The sequence below is a fragment of the Thioclava sp. DLFJ4-1 genome, assembly GCF_002020145.1.
GTDB classification, from domain to species: domain Bacteria; phylum Pseudomonadota; class Alphaproteobacteria; order Rhodobacterales; family Rhodobacteraceae; genus Thioclava; species Thioclava sediminum.
Window position 1 is genome coordinate 624,973 of sequence record NZ_MPZT01000002.1, and the last position, 17,894, is coordinate 642,866.

The window sequence follows — 17,894 nt, forward strand, 5'->3', positions numbered from 1 at the left end:
GTTGCACATTCTGAAGTCACTTGGCCCGGCTGTGGCCCGCGTTCCAACCAAGGAGGCGCTGCGCGCGGGGCTTGGCGCGCTGATCGGATTGGCGCTAACCGGATTGTTCCTGTTGTCGCCGACCGTCGATCTGGACCTCGGTCTTTATCTCGTCGCGCCCTTTGGGGCGTCCTCGGTTCTGCTCTTCGCCGTTCCGAACAGCCCCCTGGCGCAGCCCTGGTCGGCGATCGTGGGCAATACCGTCGCGGCCTTTGTCGGGGTTGCGGTGTGCCTTTTTGTAGCGGACCCCGCCTTGCGCATCGCGCTCGCCGTCGGGCTTGCCATCACCGCAACCATCCTGTGCCGCGCAGTCCATCCGCCCGCTGGTGCCGTCGCCATGACCGCGGCCATGTCCCCGGACGCCATCGCGCATCTGGGGTTTTGGTTCGCCCTGACGCCAATTGCGTTCGGCACCATCGCACTGGTTCTGCTGGCAACCCTCTATGCGCGACTGACGGGACGCCACTATCCTTTCCGGCAATTCGAGGATCCCAATATTCATGGAACCGCAGATCGCAATCCGATCGAGCGACTTGGGCTTTCGGAAGAGGAGCTGACCGGGATTCTCGAACGCTATCGTCAGTCGTTCAACCTCGGCGTCGAAGACCTAGCCCGACTGATCGGGGCCGCCGAACTGCAGGCGGCGGCGCATTCGTCGGGCCCGTTGACTGCGCAAGACATCATGTCGCGCAGTCTCGTCACCGTCACGTCGAACGCCCCATTGGGCGAGATCGCGGATCTGTTCCGGCAGCATCACTTCACATCGCTTCCGGTCGTTGGCGTGGATCAAACCTTTCTGGGCGTGATCTTCCAGATGCATCTCATCAGCCAGGCCCGCGACGATGCCCTGCGCCTTGATCGCGGCTTTCGGGCAGCGTTCCGCAGGTTGTTGGATCGGGACAGGGAAAGACCGATGACCGCCGCTGATATCATGAGTGTCGCCAGCCCCCGCGCTACCGGCGACACCCCGATCGGGGCCTTGCTGCCGATGATGGCCGAGGGAGATACAGATGCCGTTCCGGTCCTTGAATACGGCAAGATCGTCGGCATCGTCACCCGGACCGACCTCGTGGCAGCGCTGTCCCGGAGCGCGGCGCGCGCCGGCTCCGCCTGACCGGGGTGCCTGGGACCTGGATGCGGCTCAGACCACGTCTCTCACGGTCTGGATCCCTTTCTCGGTCACGATGAGATCGAGCGGGATGTCACGAGGTTGCGGGAAGATCGTCTGAAGGCGCGCCTCTTGAAACCCGATACCGACGACAAAGGGTTTCGGTTCCAGCGCGGCTCGAGTTCGGTCGAAATAGCCCCCGCCATATCCGAGGCGATAGCCTTCTGTGGTCCAGCCGACGAGCGGCGCAATTGCGATATCGTGCGTGACGATCCGAGCGTGCGGAGCCGGGACGGGAATGTTCCAGTCGCCGCGCGCCATGCGGGTATCGGGCGTCCAGCGGCGAAAGGTGAGCGGGTCCGCGTTGGTTTCGACCAGTAGCAGGGCGACGGTGATCGGTCTTGTGACGCTTGGCCATCAGTTGGCGCAGGTCGGGTTTACTCTTGATCGGCCAGTAGGCGGAAAAGACCTTGCCTGGTGCCCCGCCGAAGCGGTCTTTCAATACCTGCCGCAGATGCCGACCAGCGGCTCGCTGATCTCCTTGCGCTCTGCAACCGACAGAGCCAGACGCGCAGTGCGGCCGCGGTCGGCCTTTCGCCAACGGGCCACGTCGCGGGCCTGTTCGCGATCGACGGCCAGCGAATCGAAATAGCCCGGGCGACCTCGGAGGCAGGTCAATGCCGCCTCTGGTCCGACCAATTAGACGGCCACGCATCCTTTTTTGGCGGCCATGCTGGTCGCCGTTCGATGGGCCTTGAGGTATGTCGCGTCGATCATCACGGCCTTTTCTCCGCCGTGTTCCGACGCCAGCCCAGACATCATCCGCGCGAAGATGCCTTTTTCGCTCCGACGCCTCCATCGGCTGTAGAGCGTTTTGTTGGGGCCATAAGCAGCAGGAGCGTCGCACCTGCGCAAGCCATTGCGGTTGACGAAGATAATCCCGCTCAGCACCCGCTTGTATTCAATTGGGCACTAGCACATCGTGCGGTCATAAGCTTCATCGTCCAAACGGTAGAACAGCTGACCGGAAAAGAGGTATCGCCGGTTGTCGCCAATGCCCTCAAGTAGATACGCGATGGCAACCTAGCGATGGTGGCCCACGACAGCCCACTTAGCAAAGGCACCGATGAGGAGCTCGATAATCTCATCGAAAGGTCCTAAGTATGATAGGCCAGCCGGCCCCCGCGCACAGGTAAGCGCAGAGGCCTATTGATTCCCGACTGTTTTTGTTCTAAATTGATCACGTAACCTTTCATCGAGAGTTGGGTTGAAAAGGCCGTTGGGTGTGTCGCAGCCTCAATGGCCTTTACTTTTGCACGGCGCCGAACGAGGGCAGCGCGCGCTCGAAAACAGGCTGCCGCACTGCGTTTAGAGATGCTGGCCGTGCCCTCGTTGCAGGACCACCGCCATGCGCCCTCATATCGTCGTTCAGTTGGCTGGTGCGCCGCCTCTGCGCATCTTTGCCTCGATAGCCCGTTTCGTCGTTAGGAGCGCGCGCGAAGCCAGGAAAGACCGAGTCACAAATGCGGTCGATATGAAGAAGTTGCTTCGCGTAGCAGACATCGGTGTAAAGTGCAGCGAACGACCGCATTCCTGAAGGTTTTTCGATGCGGGCCGCGGCGCGACGTGGGCGGCCGGGAGGCGGCGGCCCGCGTTGACAAACCTCGGAAGGAGGAAGCCGCGGGGGGCTTGGATAACCCTATGGGGAAAATGCGTGGGCGGTCGGGGCAGCGGCTGCATCCGGGGTGCGAGTGATGGCGAGCCAAATGCCTGATACGGTCGCAAACGACGCGGCCGGTGATCCCGACAAAGCTGTGCGTTTCTGAGCGCCTGCCGGCTTTGGCCGCGCTGTAAACGGGAGCGCACAAGCTATTCGGACCGGATCAGCGGATTGTAGCCGGTGCTGCTTCGTGTCGGATGAGGGGCGATATCTCATGCGGCCTGCTCCTTGGATGGCGCACGTGCCATCGGTTTCTGGCCGCGCCGGAAGATTTCGACGATGCGCATGGGTCCGCCGCAGCAGGGGCATGGCTCACGCAGGGTGAGCGGGGTGATCTTGGTCTGCGGGTCCGGCACGGCGACCTGTTGAGACCGCTGGACGCAGAGCAAAGCGCGGATTCTGGTGATGTTGGCCTTGCGGGCGGAGCTGGAGAGCAGCCCGTAGTGCCGGATGCGGTGGAAGCCGTCTGGCAGGACGTGGATCAGGAAGCGGCGGATGAACTCCGGCGTGGCCAGCCGCATGACCTTTTGCCGGTCGCCGGATTTGATCCGGTAGTCCTTCCAGCGGAACGCGACGGTATCGGCATCGGCGCTGACCAGGCGATTGTTCGAGATCGCCACCCGGTGGGTATAGCGACTGAGATAGGCCAGCACAGCCTCGGGTCCTCCGAAGGGTGGCTTGGAATAGACCACCCATTCGTTCTTGCGGAACGGGGCGAGCCAGGCGGCGAAGGCTCCCGCGTCAGCCAGTCCGGCGAGGTCACCGAAAAAGTTGAGCGCGCCCGTGCGATGCAGGTCGAGAAGGTCCTCGATGAACAGCCGCCGGAACAGCCGCGACAGCACCCGCACATGCAGGAAGAAGCCCGGGCGGTGGGAGACCCACCGGGTGCCGTCGGGCGACAGGCCGCCGCCCGGAGCGATCATGTGGATGTGGGGATGATGCGTCAGCGCTGAACCCCAGGTGTGGAGCACGCTGGTCATTCCAACCCGGGCGCCGAGGCGCCTGGGGTCGGCCGCGATGGTCATAACGGTTTTGGCCGAGGCGCGGAACAGGAGACCGTAGACCGCCTTCTTGTTCCAGTAGGCGATCTGGGCGATCTCCGCTGGCAGGGTGAAGACGATGAGGAAATATTCCACGGGCAGCAGGTCTTCGGCCCGCGCCGCCATCCAGTCGCGCGCCGCCGGTCCCTGACATTTGGGGCAATGCCGGTTCTTGCAGCTGTTGTAGGCGACATGGTGGTGGCCGCACTTGGCACAGCCCGCCACATCCCGCCGAGCGCCTCGGTCCGGCAGGCCTCGATCGCTGACATGACCTTCAGCTGGGTCAGGCTGACATGCCCTTCATTGGCCTGCCGCCACGCAGGACCATGGGCACGGAAGATGTCAGCGATCTCCAGCCTTGGCCGGAACACCGACCCCGGGGGCTACTCCAGTCCTCATCGCAGGGTCTCGTCCTGAAGCAGCTTCATCTGCTCGAAAGGGCTGACCGTGCCGCGGATCGTCTTCGTCGCCACATGGGTGTATCGTGCCGTCGTCGTCAGCTTGGCATGCCCGGAGCAGCACCTGGATCACCCGCACATCAGTGTTGGCCTCGAGCAGATGGGTGGCGAAGCTGTGTCGCAAACTATGCAGTGTCGCGGCCTTCTTGATGCCCGCCATATGCTTGGCCGAGGTGAACGCCCGGTTCAATTGTCGTGGCGACAGCGGGTTGATCTTGGGCTTACCGGGGAACAGCCAGCCCTCAGGATGGGACTCGCGCCAATAGTCCGGCAACAGATCCAGCAGGCTGGGCGAGAGCATGGCTTTGCGGTCACGCCCGCCCTTGCCGTCATCGGCATGGATCAGCATCCGGTCGCTGTCGATATCCTTGACCTTCAGGTTGCAGACCTCGGATGCGCGGAGCCCCGCTCCGTAGCTGATCCCGAGCGCTGCGCGATATTTGAGCCCAGGGCCGGGCACGGCGGCCATCAGATCGGCCACTTTCCCGACGCTCAGGACAATGGGCAACTTCCGGGGATTGCGGTGGAACTGCATGAAGCGCTTCATCTCGTCGCGACTGCACGTTACGCCGAAGAAGAAGCGCAGCGAGATGATGCGCACGTTGAAGGTGCTGGCGGTCACCCCCTCTTGGGTCATCTTGAGCTGGTATGACCGCAGATCCTCCGGCGTGGCGGTGTCCGGCGGCCTCCCGAGGAAGGACGCGAAATGCTTCACATTCCGAATGTGCGCCTTCTGCGTTTTCTCGCACAACCCGCGGATGTTCATGTCCTCGATCATCCGCTGGCGCAGCGGGGTGGTGTTCTTCTCCTCCATGGGAATCTCCTGTCTGACGGTGGGAAAACCCCCATCGTCAGCCCAGAAAGCTCAGCCACATAGAAAAACGCGGAAATGACGGGCAACGCCAGCCACGAGCGCCATTGCCGCGGAGCGGCTTAGTCCTCCCGCCCTTCGTCCGCGAGGACTGAAACGGTCCTAACCAGACATTCGTTGTCCTCGTCGGCGCTGCCGCGCAGCTTCTCCGAAGCGGTCTTCTGGGCCCGCCGCAGCACCTTTCCGGCTCCTATAGAAGCTCTGCGGGACAAGCCTGCCGATCGCAGCATTCACTCGATCTGTGCCGCAAGGGCGAAGGATTTTGCAAGGGCGCTGGAATTGGATTTTTGCTGCAGTATCGATGAAGGACTGAACAAGAAAAGGAACGGCTGATAGTAGGTTGTGCAGAGCCGACTATACTGTCGACCCCACCGCTTCGGAGACTTCTCTCAAAGTAGTTCGATCGACGGTCAGTTCGGGCCAACGCCATGGCCCGGAGCCATCACGAACGGTTTAGATCAAGGCTTGTAGGCCGCGTCTTTTTCCCAACCGGCGAAACCGGTTTGCAGAACTACGACGTTCGTTCGACCTGCAACCCGCAGGGCAAATGCCGCTTGGGCGGACAGGCTGCCGGTGTTGCAGAAAAGGACTGTCATTCGATCCTTGGGGATCTCGTCAATCCGGTCCAGCACTTCGCGCCATTCGATATTGACGGAACCGGGGATCGTTGCAGCCTCGAACTGTTCTGCGTCGCGTGTGTCGACGAAGAGCGCCGTTTCAAAGACGGCCTGGTCGATCTGTTGCGGCAGTATGATGCCGGCCTCATATTCCGAGAACATCATGTATTCCTGCATCGCCTCGATGGCGGCGTCCTGCGCCAAAATGGGAGTGGAATGAAGGCAAAGCGCGACAGTGGCCGCGCCAAGGACGTGGGAGAGTTTCATCTGGGTGCTCCTTGGTTTCCGATCTTATTCGGTGATTTGCGCTTGCAGCTCCGTAAGGAACGCCTCGATGCGTCGGGCATTGGCGCCGCGGTCGATCTGCCCAAGGCGCGAGCGTGACCGCATGTCGATGCGGCTGCCTGTCTCGATGTCGGTAACCCGAACTGCAACCTCGTCCTCGAAGCCGAAGACGCGGCTTCGGGCGATGGCTTCGATCTGGTTTTCCGCAGGGTCGGCCGAGAGAAGCTCCCAGCCACGCGTTTCGACAAGGGTCAACGCCTCTGCGAATGCATCCTCGACCGGGATCGGAAGGTCCAGCGGGCGCACGTCCGGATAGGCGGAGCGTTGTGGCTCGGCATTTTGCGCCGGGTAGTCCGTTGGGGTCGCGGTGAACCAGTAGACCGGCGGGTCTTCGGTATCGGTCGAGATGTCGTTTATCGGCGGTGTCGTCCAAGCGGCGATTTCGAAAGCCGCTCCGAGGCCTACAACGGGCAATGACAGGATAAGACCAATCAGCGCGATGCTGGCACCGCGGCTCTTGCGGATAGCCCCCGCCAAGGTCACGAGCGCTGCGACGACCCCCACTAACGCCGCCCAGACACCCCAACCGGCGATGTTATAGGCTTGGGGCCAAGGCCATCCGCCCGCACGATACCCCCAGACGGACAAAGCAAGAAGCGCAAGGGACACAAGGCCCAGAAAGATCGCCACATAGCCAAGGCGTCGCGTTATGAATTCAAGCATCTGTATCTTTCTGATCGGGGGCGGGATTCAAGCGCGGGTGCGTTTCCAGGGATAAACGGGCCTCCGGACAGCCGAAAAAGAGCACCTGCAAGAACTGTTCAGGAAAGGGGCGCGGGTTCTCGCGGATGCCGAGGATGTAAGTCATTCCTCTTCCTCCACCGCGATGCGTGGGTCGAGAGCATGACCCGAAGCTGGGCCGCGCAGCGGCTGGATCAGCATCCTGTCGATCCAAAGATCACGACGCTTGCGGAACTGTTCGATCCCGATCTCCATGTCCTGATGCCCCTTTGCCGGTTGCGCGACATAGGTGCCCAATAGCCGATCCCACCAGGGCAGGTTGAAGCCGTAGTTCGAATTGGTCTCACGCGGGTCGACGGAATGGTGGACGCGATGCATGTCGGGCGTGACCACGATCAGGCGCAGCACTCTATCAACCGGACGCGGCAGATCGATATTAGCGTGGTTGAAAAGCGCGGTCGCATTCAGGATCACCTCGAACAGCAGCACCGCGACCGCAGGCGGCCCGAGCGCCGCGACCACCGCCAGTTTGATCCCCATCGAGATCAGGATTTCCAGCGGATGGAACCGCAGGCCCGTCGTTGCGTCGAAGTCGAGATCGGCATGGTGCATCCTATGCAGACGCCAAAGTCCGGGAACCGCGTGGAACATGACATGCTGAAGGTAGATCGCCAAATCGAGCACCAGCATCGAAACAAGGATGGCCGCCCAAGTCGGCCACTCCAGATTGTTGAACAGCCCCCAGCCACGGTCCTCGGCCATGACGGCCAATCCGACTGCGAGGATCGGGAATGCCAGGCGCAGGATCACCGTATCTATAAAGACCATGGCAATATTGTTCGTCCAACGGATCAAGCGCGGTATCTCTCTGCGCCGCCGGGGGGCCGCGACCTCCCACAACGCCATCGCCGCCAACACGCCCAAGAAAGCGGCAAGTCGGATCGTCGGCTCGGCAGAGAGGATCGTTTCGGTCATGCGTTCGGCTTTGCTCTTGTGGCGCAGGCTGGATTCGCTATCATTCAATTATTCGATTGAATGATGTAATACTCCGAGGCAGCCCATGTCAATTAGCCCGAAGATGGCCCTTCTCGAAGAATACGCCCTTGTCGCGCGGGCCTTGTCGGCCCCCGCACGCCTTATGCTTCTTGAACAGCTCGCCCAGAACGAGCGCAGGGTAGAGGCGCTTGCGGAAAAAACCGGGCTCACTGTCGCGAACTGTTCGCAGCATTTGCAGCAATTGCGGCGCGCTGGCCTTGTCACCAGTCGGCGCGACGGCAAGGCGATAATCTACAGGCTGACCGACGCGAGGACACTGACGTTGTTGGGGGTTTTGGGCGATGTGGCCGAAAGGAACCTCGCACAGGTTGGGGAGATTCTGCGCGGAATATCGAACGGCGAAGACGCGCCGGAACCGATCAACCGCAACGAGCTTGCCGCTCGACTGAGTGAAGGGTCGGTGACCGTCCTCGACGTGCGCCCCGCCGACGAGTTCGCCGATGCTCATATCCCGGGCGCGCTCAACATGGCCGTGACGGAGCTGGGCAAGTTCCTGACGGATCTCGACCGAAACACCGAGATTGTGGCCTATTGTCGTGGTCCATACTGTGTCTACGCTCACCAAGCCGTGGCGTTCTTGCGCAAGAATGGCTTCAACGCTCGTCGTCTTGACGGCGGTCTGCCTGAGTGGCGCGAAGACGGTCGAGCCATTCAGGCAACATCCTGATCGACAAAGGCCTTATTCGATGTCGCTACGGGTCGACCTGACTATGTGATCGCACTGCATGCGAGGCCTTCAAAAATGCAATGACAATTCGCCCAGACTTCACATGAGATCTCATGATGGAAGCAACCTCCGCTTAGTGTCTGCTACCGGGTCGCCGTTCATGGACGGCCAGTTGCTGCCGTTGATACGCATGCCGGAGCGCTGCTCTACACCGCGACACACCTCGCGCAACTCTCTTGATACCCGCGCGCGCCACCGCCATTTTGCGTGCGGTAAGCGGCGATGACCGCATAGGGATGGACTGAGATGTTCGAGATTTGGGGGCCCATTCTGGCGGGGCTGGTCGCGCTGGTGGTCGGAGGCGAGCTTTTGGTCCGCGGGGCGGTCCAGACCGCTGAGCGGATCGGTATCTCACCGCTTGTGATCGGATTGACACTGGTGGGGTTCGGCACCTCGACACCGGAACTGGTGACATCGGTTCAGGCCGGTCTGAGTGGATCGCCAGGCATCGCCTTCGGCAACGTCGTGGGCTCAAACATCGCGAATATCCTTCTGATCGCTGGCGTTTCTGCCGTTATTGCGCCCCTCGTTGTGGCGCGCGTCGCCCTGCGACGAGATGCGATGGTGATGCTGGTCGTCGCCGTGGTCTTCGCTGGGGTCGCGCCGTTCGCTCCGATGGGGCGGATCGCTGGAGTTGGATTGATCGCAGCGCTGGTCGGCTATTTGGGCTTTGTGATCCATCAGGAACGCCAGCACGCTGACCGCGGCGCGATCTACGACAAGACGGTGGCCCTTGCTGACGCGGATCCCGGCCTCGCGCCACCGCATGCACCTCACGGTATTCTCATGCCGCTGTTGCTCGCGTTCGCCGGATTGGGACTCGTGGTTTTCGGTGGCTCATTGCTGGTTGGTGGCGCCGTATCGCTCGCGCGGGCTTTTGGCGTCTCGGAAACGGTCATCGGTCTGACCATCGTGGCGATTGGCACCTCGATGCCCGAGCTGATCACCTCGATCGTGGCGGCGCTGAAGCGTCAGGGCGAGGTGGCTTTCGGAAATGTAGTCGGATCAAACATCTACAATATTCTCGGCATCGGTGGGACGACGGCGCTGATCGCCCCGTCGCGCGTGCCCGAGGAAATCGCGCGATTTGACGCCCCGCTGATGGTTCTTGTCTCACTCCTTCTGGTGGTCTTCGCGACCACCGGGCTACGGATCACCCGATGGGAGGGGCTGGCGCTAATCGCGGGCTACGGTATCTATCTTTGGAAGCTTTGGCCTTGAGAACGTTGGAGCCAAAGGTGAAAACTTTGAAATGTCGAACCCTCGGCGGGGCGGCGTCAAAATCTGAAAAAGCATATGGATCACGAACACCAGGCGCCTTGATAGCAATGCGATTATTGCCAGCGAATAGGGGATTTGGATGAACGAGGCGCGAAAGGATCACTGGGACCGGATCTACGGCAGCAAGAGTGACAGTGACCTCAGTTGGCATCAGGACGCTCCGGAGATCTCGCTCGAACTTGCCGAACGCGCCGGTGTGACGCCGGACACCCGGGTGATCGACGTGGGCGCCGGCACTTCGCGGGTCGTTGACGGCTTGATCGCGCGTGGCCTGCGCGACATTTCCGTTCTCGACCTCTCCCAGACGGCCCTCGACGCCCAGCGTGCCCGGCTTGGGCCGCGCGGCGCGGATGTGGAGTGGATCGTCGCCGATATCACGCGCTGGTCGCCCCAGCGGGTCTATGACCTCTGGCATGATCGCGCCGTGTTCCACTTTCTGGTCGACCCATCGGACCGGGATGCCTATGTGACGCGCCTGTCTCGTGCTCTGCGCATTGGGGGGCACGCGATCATCGCGACCTTCGCTCCTGACGGGCCGGAGACCTGCAGCGGCCTTCCCGTTCGTCGCTACAGTCCGGAGGCCCTTGGCGGTGTGCTGGGCCCCGATTTTGAGTTGGTGGCGAAACGGTTCCAGAAACACACGACGCCCTCAGGCAACCTGCAGTCTTTCCAGTTCAGCCTGTTCCGGAAGCTCCGCTGATCGGCCCCTGTGCAGCGGGGTCAGCCTATCGCGTCGTGATCGTCGGCGAGACATTCCGAGTGGTCGCGCAGCACCTCCAGCACCCGGCACTCCGAGGCTGTCCCACCCCGACATTCGCCGATCATCCGTTCCAGCTCGCTCCTGAGCGCTTGGAGACGCGCGATCCGGGTCTCGACCTCGCGCAACTGTCGCCGCGCGATCGAATCCGCAGCTCCGCAATCGCGCGCTGGATGATCTGACAGGTCCAGCAATTCGCGGATCGCTTCGAGCGGGAAGCCAAGCTGGCGCGAATGACGGATGAAGGCGAGCCGGTCGAGATCGACATCGCCGTAGCGCCGCTGGCCGCCCTCGGTCCGTCCGGGCTCGGGCATCAGGCCTATCTGCTCGTAATAGCGGATCGTCTGCACCTTGGTGCCGGTGCGGCGCGCCAATGTTCCGATTGTATGCATGTCGCTCCCATCACGGCCGCGTGAGGGCGGATTTTCCCCTTGAACCTATAGTTGCTGTAGCTCTTATCTTCCTCGCTGTCGAGAAATCGAGAGTGAGAGGATGGTAACAGATGTCCGAGGCGAAAAACCTTCAGGAGTGGCGCGTGACCGGTATGGATTGCGGGGCCTGCGCCGCGAAGGTGCGAGGTGCCGTCGAGGCTCTGCCCGGTGTCGAGGGGGTCGAGGTAACGCTGATGAACGAGCGGCTGCGGTTGCGGCTCGATACCGCGACCACCTCGCGCGAAAGCGTGGAGAAGGCGATCCGCCGCCTCGGCTATGGCGTCTCGGCCAAAGGGGCTGAGCCGGAAAAGCCCAAGGGCGGATTTGTTCTTCCCGAGGGTGCCCTTCCGGGGGCGAGCGAGACGAATGAGACGCCTGCGGTCGAGAGCGCGCCAACGCCGCCTGCCGATCCCGCGTGGTATGCGACCCCGAAGGGACGCTACCTGATCGCGACCGGGCTTCTGCTGGCCGCCGCCTGGGTGGTGGAGCTGCTGGTCGGCGGCCCGATCGCGCATTGGGTCTTCGTGCTCGTCACCGTGATCGCCGTCGCCCCCGTGGCGCGGCGGGCCGCCCTGATGGCACGGGCGCGGATGCCTTTCACCATCGAAATGCTGATGAGCATCGCCGCGATCGGCGCGCTTTTCGTCGGGGCGGCGGAGGAAGCCGCGCTCGTCGTCTTCCTCTTCGCTGTCGGCGAGATGCTCGAAGGGCTTGCGGCGTCGCGCGCCCGCGGCTCGATCCGGGCGCTGGCCGATCTTGTGCCGAAGACTGCGCGGCTCGTCAGCGGAGACCGGATCCGAGAAGTTTCGGCGGACAGCCTCGACATCGGGCAGATCGTGCAGGCCCGCCCGGGCGACCGCATCCCAACGGACGGCGTCATCGTCTCCGGCAATTCGGGTGTCGATGAAAGCCCTGTGACCGGCGAGAGCGTGCCAGTCCTGAAAGAGCCCGGCGACGCGGTCTTCGCCGGCTCGATCAATACCGAGGGCGAGCTGCGCATCCGCGTCGAGAAAGCCGCCGAAGACAACACGATCTCGCGCATCCTGCATCTCGTGGAGGAAGCCGAAAGCGCCCGCGCCCCTGTAGAGCGGTTCATCGACCGGTTCAGCCGCGTCTACATGCCCGCAGTGGTGGGCGTGGCGCTTCTGGCCGCGATCGTGCCGCCGCTCGCCTTCGGCGCGTCTTGGGAGACGTGGATCTATCGCGGCCTCGCGCTCTTGCTGATCGGCTGCCCCTGCGCGCTGGTGATTTCTGTGCCTGCCGCCGTCGCCGCCGGGCTCTCGACCGGGGCGCGCCACGGGCTGTTGATGAAGGGCGGCGCGGTGATGGAGACAGCGGCCAGAACCAGCCTCGTCGCCTTCGACAAGACCGGCACGCTGACCGAGGGCCGGCCGCAGATCACCGATCTTTTGCCCCTGAACGGGAGCGAGGCCGACCTTCTCGCCACCGCCGCAGCGGTCGAGACGGGCAGCAGCCATCCGCTCGCACAGGCGATCGTCGCCCGGGCGGAGGCACGTGGCATCGCGGTGCCGCAGACCACCTCCGTCACGGCGATCCCGGGCCGCGGTGCGCGCGCCGAGATCGACGGCGAAATCTGGAATGTCGGGGCACCGCGCCTCGCGACCGAAACGGGCGTGCTCAGCGCCGCCGACAGCGCCACTGCCCACCGCCTGGAAAGCGCGGGTAAGACCGTGGTCGCCGTCTTCACGCCTGAGCGCCTTCTGGGCCTGATGGCTCTTCGCGACGAGCCGCGCGCTGATGCGGCAGAGGCGGTCTCCGCGCTCAAGCAAATGGGTATCTCGTCGGTCATGCTGACCGGCGACAACCCGGTGACGGCTCGGGCGATCGCCGACGGGCTTGGTATCGAGGCCCGTGCCGGGCTGCTGCCAGAGGACAAGGTTACGGCGGTGCGCGATCTGGCGCGGGATGCGCATGTGATGATGGTGGGCGACGGCATCAACGACGCCCCGGCGCTCGCCACCGCCCATCTCGGCATCGCGATGGGCTCGGGCACCCATGTCGCGCTCGAGACCGCTGATGGCGCGCTGCTACGCAATCGGGTTACCGATGTCGTCGAGCAGATCCGGCTGGCGCGCGCGACGATGGCCAACATCCGTCAGAACGTGGCCATCGCGCTCGGCCTGAAAGGGGTGTTTCTGGTGACGACGCTGCTCGGTCTCACCGGTCTCTGGATCGCGGTAATGGCCGATACCGGCGCGACGGTGCTGGTCACGATGAACGCGCTCCGCCTCCTACGGTTCAAGGCGGAGGCGCAGTAGGCCTGAAATCTCTGCTCAAGCGCTGGAGATTTCCTAAATCGACAAACCCCGTGCCGTTCAACCGGGCAGCCGAAAACGTTTGAGGCAACTCGGAGCTGGAGTGCCTACTCTTTCTTTGAAGGAAACCGCCGCGGTAATTTGTGGGATAGCGTGCCCTGAATGGCCGCTTCCAAACGATAGAGGCACCACTTTGTCTTTGTAGCGAACGACAGCTTTCCGCCCATTCTATTGAAAAAGTCTTTGTTGCAGTGCGGCAAGTCTTTCGATTCACTCGTCGATGAGGGGATGGGAGGATTTCGGGATGATGGGTCGGCAGGACGCTCCAGTGCAGCTGTTTTATGATTTCAATCTGGACCGTCATGTCCCGGCCGATCATATGCTGCGAGAGATCGATCTGTTCCTTGACGGCGACAGCCTGCGGGACGCGCTGCGACCGTTCTACAGCCACCTTGGCCGCCCCTCCATCGACCCCGAACTGATCATTCGGATGCTGGTGATCGGCTACGTCATGGGCATCCGATCCGAAGGACGCCTGTGCAACGAGGTTCACCTGAACCTGGCCTATCGTTGGTTCTGCCGGTTGGGCCTAGAGGGCAACGTCCCGGATCATTCGACCTTCTCGCGGCATCGCCACGCCAAGTTCCGCGAAAGCAACCTGCTGCGACAGGTGTTTGAAGCCACTGTGGAGCGGTGCCTGAAGGAGGGGCCGGTCTCCGAAAAGGGCTTTGCCGTCGATGCCAGCCTGATCTCCGCCGACGTGAACAACCACCTGCCCGGTATCGGCGATCTGATCGACTTGACCGTTCAATCCGACACGTGGCACGTTTTCGACCCTTCAAGCGGCGCGAACCTGTCGCTGGCCTAGCGTCGCCTGCGCCCCAAGCAAGGATGATCCGATGACGCCCCTCCCGGCCCTTTGCCGTGACGACCAAGCCAATGCGGCCTCGTTGCAATATCGACTGCAAATATTGCTATTACCTTGAAAAGGAACATCTCTACCCGCAGGAAAAGAAGTTCCGCATGTCAGATGCAGTTCTCGAAACTTATATGCGCGATCTGATCGCGGCGAGCGTCAAGGCGGGGCAGCGCGAGGTGCAGTTTGCCTGACCGGGCGGAGAGCCGACCCTGCTTGGCCTGCCCTTCTTCGAGCGCGTGGTCGCGCTGCAGCGCCACTATTGCCCCGTCGGCGTGACTTGCGCCAATCCGACAGACGCGCCGGTCCCGCTCTACGAACATCGAGCGAAATGCGGACTGCCTTTCCCCGGTTCCAATATCCACCCGAGGGCGGAATTGCGGCGTGGCATACGATGCGGCTGACGGAGGCCTGGCCAGGATCGCGACGGCATTGAGGCGCTGGAGTTGCAAGAGGCCCTGTGGGCCTTTGAGGCGCGCGACAAGGCTCGGATCGGCACTTAGAGAGCTATGGCCGGAGGCGAGAACTCGGGTCACGCCAGCTTTACAAAGATCCAAACCTTTTAATTCGCGCGACTTCTGTCAAGATGCTGTGAGGTCGTCCAAAAACATTTCCGAGCCATGCCGCAAAACCCTTTGAGACAACAAGCCGAACGCCCCGCACCCTCCGACGCGCCACAGGCACGGGGCCGTTCGAGACGTAGTCACGCGCATTACATGCTGCTGGGCGGCGCGCTGCTCTTGGCCAGTCTTATGGCCGGGCCTTTGTCTGCGGCGGCACAGACGACCCAGCCGCTGCCCGAGCTGGCCTTGCCCAAGCCGATGCCCGCGCCGCCCATGACGGTGCTGCTTCCCGTTCCGGACGCGCGGATCACGGCGGCGATCTCGACATTGGATGATCTCAGTCAGGATATCCTCAAGCGAACCGGCATTCCCGGACTGGCGGTCGCTGTGGTTCATAACGGACGCACCGTCTATGCGCGCGGCTTTGGCAAGCGCGCCGTTGGAAGCCCGGAGGGCGTCGATCCCGAGACGGTCTTCCTTCTCGCCTCGCTGTCAAAGCCCGTCGGTGCCACCGTTGTCGCCACCCAAGTGACCGCAGGCCGCGTCAAATGGGACAGCCCGATCCACGATTTTCTGGCCGCCTTCAGTTTGGGCGATCCGTGGATCAACGAACATATCACCATCGCCGATCTCTATGCGCATCGCTCGGGCCTGCCCGATCATGCCGGAGACGATCTGGAAGATATCGGGTTCGACCGGAGCGAAATCCTCAAGCGGCTCGCTCTGCTGCCCCAAGGCCCATTCCGGGCGCAATACACCTATACCAATTTCGGCATTACGGCTGCAGCCCAAGCGGTGGCCACGGCCGCAGGCAAGGATTGGGCGCGCCTGTCGGAGACGGCGCTCTATGCGCCTCTTGGCATGGGCGCGACCAGCTCGACCCATGCCGATTACATGGCGCGGGACAATCGGGCCGCAAGCCATGTGCCGGGTGGCGATGGCTATGTGATCTCCGACAAACGCCAGCCCGACGCGCAAAGCCCGGCGGGCGGGGTCAGCTCCAACGCGCACGACATGGGGCGTTGGATGGCGATGGTGCTGGGCGGCGGTATGGCGGACGGGACGCGCCTGATCTCTGAAGAGGCGCTTCTGCCTGCAACCTCCCCGCAGATGATCCGAGGCGCGCCGATGGCGGTCTCTGCGCGCGCGGGCGCCTATGGGTTTGGCTTCAATGTCGATACCCGCTGGTCAGGCCGTGTGATGCTAAGCCATTCCGGGGCCTTCGCATTGGGCGCATCGACAAGTGTCGCAATGCTGCCCGAGCTCGATCTGGGCATCGTCGTCTTGACCAATGCACCGCCGACAGGGGCCGCCGAAGCCATCACCGCGAGCTTCCTCGATCGCGCGGAACTGGGGAGGGATACCCGCGACTGGCTGGCGGCCTATGCCCCGATCATGGCGCCGCTATCGGCCCCTGTGGGGCAGCTGGTGGGTGCAAAGCCCCCCGCTGACCCTGCCCAGGCAGCGCCCGCGCAAACCTATGTCGGCACCTATGACAATCCCTATTTCGGCCCCGCCTCGATCTCTGAGACCAACGGATCGCTTGTGCTAACGCTTGGCCCGGACCACCGAGCGCTGCCCATGCGCCATTGGGATGGTGACACCTTCGTTGTCTATCCGGTGACCGAGAACCAACCCGCAGGTTCGGTCTCGCGCGTCACCTTTCGCGCAGCCTCCCCCGGACCGGCCACCGAAATGCAGATCGAACACCTGAACGAAGAACATCTCGGCATCTTTCGACGCCCCGACTAACACAGCCGGGTGTGCGCAAAATGCCCCTCAGTCCTCCCAAAGTGCTCAGTCATCGCCCTTTGCGGCCTTCTCAGCGGGTGAGTTTCGCGACCGAGCGGTCATCAGCGATCAAACGCGGCGCAAAATAGGCAAATGCCTCACGAAACATCGGATGCCAACTTGCATCCAATGGCTGGTGCAACGGGTGCCGGAAGAAAACGAACAGATGACCTAATCACCAGCCCGGCCTTCGTGGTGATCAAGGCGGCAGAGGAGTTCCACGAGAAGACGGTCCGACCGAACCAGCTCTGGCAGACCGACTTCACCTACCTGAAGGTCATCGGCTGGGGCTGGTTCTACCTCTCGACCATCCTCGACGACTACAGCCGCTACGTCATCGCCTGGCGGCTCTGCACGACGATGAAGGCGTCTGATGTGACCGCGACACTGGAAGATGCTCTGGTCGCGTCCGGCTGCAATCAGGCCACAGTTGCCAACCGGCCCCGGCTGCTCAGCGACAATGGCAGCAGTTACATCTCCGGGGAACTGGCCGACTGGCTTGCTGACGAGGGCATGGATCACGTCCGGGGTGCTCCCCGCCACCCTCAGACCCAGGGCAAGATCGAACGCTGGCACCAGACCCTCAAGAACCGCATCTTGCTCGAGAACTATTACCTGCCCGGCGCTCTGGAATAGGCGATCGGCGACTTCATCGACCACTACAACCATCACCGCTACCACGAGAGCCTGGGCAACCTCGCGCCCGCCGACGTCTATCTCGGCAGGGCCGAAGCCATCCTGAAAACACGAAAGGAGATCAAAGCCAAAACCATCGAGAAGCGCCGCTTGCTGCATCGCCAGACCGCGGCATAAACTGAAACCACAACGAGCCAGGCCCTCCGTTCTCGATCAGGCCCTCGTGTCCCAAATCATCTCACGACGGACAGGATGGATGGTAGCCCGGGCGACCGGTTCGAGCAGGCACACAACGTCCGAACCCGAGCGCGCGAAGATCAAGCTCATCGACGAGGAGGTCGATGATACGGACCAGATGATCCTCAATAATCCAATCGTCGACGCGCTCGGGGAAAAGCGTGGTTTGCTCCCGGTCGATGCCGTCGATGAAACCCGCCATCCGTGCCTCCCGCTGCCTTGCGAAAGTATACCATGGGCTTAAGTTTCCACACAGCCTCGGCCCGAAGCTGCCATTCGAACAGGGCGCGTCGAAGGCCCCGACCAGCTCTTTCCAGATGCTCGCAGGCCACCGCAGCGCTATC

At 62.6% G+C, this 17,894-nt stretch carries 14 protein-coding genes and 6 pseudogenes; 10 read left to right on the forward strand and 10 right to left on the reverse strand.

Annotation, left to right across the window (positions count from 1 at the left end):
- Position 1: 1 nt before the first annotated feature.
- Positions 2-1,153: an HPP family protein gene (locus BMI85_RS08155; RefSeq protein WP_078549162.1), complete on the forward strand. Its 1,152-nt coding sequence runs from the start codon at positions 2-4 to the stop codon at positions 1,151-1,153.
- Between the two features lie 27 nt (positions 1,154-1,180).
- Here BMI85_RS08155 and BMI85_RS21655 read toward each other — a convergent pair whose 3' ends face one another.
- From BMI85_RS21655 to BMI85_RS08190, 8 genes and pseudogenes are all read right to left on the reverse strand, one after another.
- Positions 1,181-1,543, reverse strand: a complete 363-nt coding sequence (locus BMI85_RS21655; RefSeq protein WP_341853198.1) for a 5-formyltetrahydrofolate cyclo-ligase — start codon at positions 1,541-1,543, stop codon at positions 1,181-1,183.
- Between the two features lie 280 nt (positions 1,544-1,823).
- Positions 1,824-2,113, reverse strand: a pseudogene (locus tag BMI85_RS08165) (transposase); the annotation flags it as partial.
- Between the two features lie 966 nt (positions 2,114-3,079).
- Positions 3,080-4,278, reverse strand: a pseudogene (locus BMI85_RS08170) (IS91 family transposase).
- Between the two features lie 24 nt (positions 4,279-4,302).
- Positions 4,303-5,179: pseudogene (locus BMI85_RS08175) on the reverse strand (site-specific integrase).
- Between the two features lie 515 nt (positions 5,180-5,694).
- Positions 5,695-6,120, reverse strand: a complete 426-nt coding sequence (locus BMI85_RS08180) for a rhodanese-like domain-containing protein (protein WP_078600683.1) — start codon at positions 6,118-6,120, stop codon at positions 5,695-5,697.
- Between the two features lie 24 nt (positions 6,121-6,144).
- The gene (locus BMI85_RS08185) at positions 6,145-6,828 is read right to left on the reverse strand and encodes a DUF1499 domain-containing protein (protein WP_210402327.1); all 684 of its coding nucleotides are present in this window, start codon (positions 6,826-6,828) and stop codon (positions 6,145-6,147) included.
- A gap of 25 nt (positions 6,829-6,853) precedes the next feature.
- Entirely contained in the window at positions 6,854-7,006 is a 153-nt protein-coding gene (locus BMI85_RS21395; protein WP_168174754.1) for a hypothetical protein, read from the reverse strand.
- The gene (locus BMI85_RS08190; RefSeq protein WP_246832515.1) at positions 7,003-7,707 is read right to left on the reverse strand and encodes a sterol desaturase family protein; all 705 of its coding nucleotides are present in this window, start codon (positions 7,705-7,707) and stop codon (positions 7,003-7,005) included. Before BMI85_RS08190 ends, BMI85_RS21395 begins: the two co-directional genes overlap by 4 nt.
- Here BMI85_RS08190 and BMI85_RS21660 point away from each other — a divergent pair.
- The 4 genes from BMI85_RS21660 to BMI85_RS08205 all read left to right on the forward strand — a co-directional run bounded on the left by BMI85_RS21660 (position 7,706) and on the right by BMI85_RS08205 (position 10,643).
- Entirely contained in the window at positions 7,706-7,918 is a 213-nt protein-coding gene (locus tag BMI85_RS21660; protein ID WP_246832516.1) for a hypothetical protein, read from the forward strand. The genes BMI85_RS08190 and BMI85_RS21660 overlap by 2 nt on opposite strands.
- 39 nt (positions 7,919-7,957) lie before the next feature.
- Entirely contained in the window at positions 7,958-8,602 is a 645-nt protein-coding gene (locus BMI85_RS08195; protein ID WP_246832517.1) for a metalloregulator ArsR/SmtB family transcription factor, read from the forward strand.
- Positions 8,603-8,908: 306 nt separating this feature from the next.
- Positions 8,909-9,883, forward strand: a complete 975-nt coding sequence (locus BMI85_RS08200) for a calcium/sodium antiporter (RefSeq protein WP_078549176.1) — start codon at positions 8,909-8,911, stop codon at positions 9,881-9,883.
- 139 nt (positions 9,884-10,022) lie between these two features.
- Positions 10,023-10,643 carry a class I SAM-dependent methyltransferase gene (locus BMI85_RS08205; protein ID WP_078523302.1) on the forward strand — a complete coding sequence of 207 codons (621 nt, stop codon included), beginning with the start codon at positions 10,023-10,025 and terminating at the stop codon, positions 10,641-10,643.
- A 20-nt stretch (positions 10,644-10,663) separates the two neighbouring features.
- Here the strand turns inward: BMI85_RS08205 and BMI85_RS08210 are convergent, their stop codons facing one another.
- Positions 10,664-11,092 carry a helix-turn-helix domain-containing protein gene (locus BMI85_RS08210; protein WP_078549180.1) on the reverse strand — a complete coding sequence of 143 codons (429 nt, stop codon included), beginning with the start codon at positions 11,090-11,092 and terminating at the stop codon, positions 10,664-10,666.
- A gap of 110 nt (positions 11,093-11,202) precedes the next feature.
- On the opposite strand from BMI85_RS08210, the gene BMI85_RS08215 reads away from it, so the two are divergent.
- The 5 genes and pseudogenes from BMI85_RS08215 to BMI85_RS08230 all read left to right on the forward strand — a co-directional run.
- Positions 11,203-13,410 (forward strand): heavy metal translocating P-type ATPase, encoded by a 2,208-nt coding sequence (locus tag BMI85_RS08215; protein WP_244176608.1) that lies wholly within the window; start codon positions 11,203-11,205, stop codon positions 13,408-13,410.
- A gap of 301 nt (positions 13,411-13,711) precedes the next feature.
- Positions 13,712-14,173: pseudogene (locus BMI85_RS08220) on the forward strand (transposase); the annotation flags it as partial.
- A gap of 158 nt (positions 14,174-14,331) precedes the next feature.
- The gene (locus BMI85_RS21400; protein ID WP_146684062.1) at positions 14,332-14,517 is read left to right on the forward strand and encodes a hypothetical protein; all 186 of its coding nucleotides are present in this window, start codon (positions 14,332-14,334) and stop codon (positions 14,515-14,517) included.
- Between the two features lie 441 nt (positions 14,518-14,958).
- Positions 14,959-16,638, forward strand: a complete 1,680-nt coding sequence (locus tag BMI85_RS08225; protein WP_246832518.1) for a serine hydrolase — start codon at positions 14,959-14,961, stop codon at positions 16,636-16,638.
- A 207-nt stretch (positions 16,639-16,845) separates the two neighbouring features.
- A pseudogene (locus BMI85_RS08230) lies at positions 16,846-17,490 on the forward strand (DDE-type integrase/transposase/recombinase); the annotation flags it as partial.
- Positions 17,491-17,563: 73 nt separating this feature from the next.
- Here BMI85_RS08230 and BMI85_RS08235 read toward each other — a convergent pair.
- A pseudogene (locus BMI85_RS08235) lies at positions 17,564-17,752 on the reverse strand (IS5/IS1182 family transposase); the annotation flags it as partial.
- Positions 17,753-17,894 lie beyond the last annotated feature (142 nt).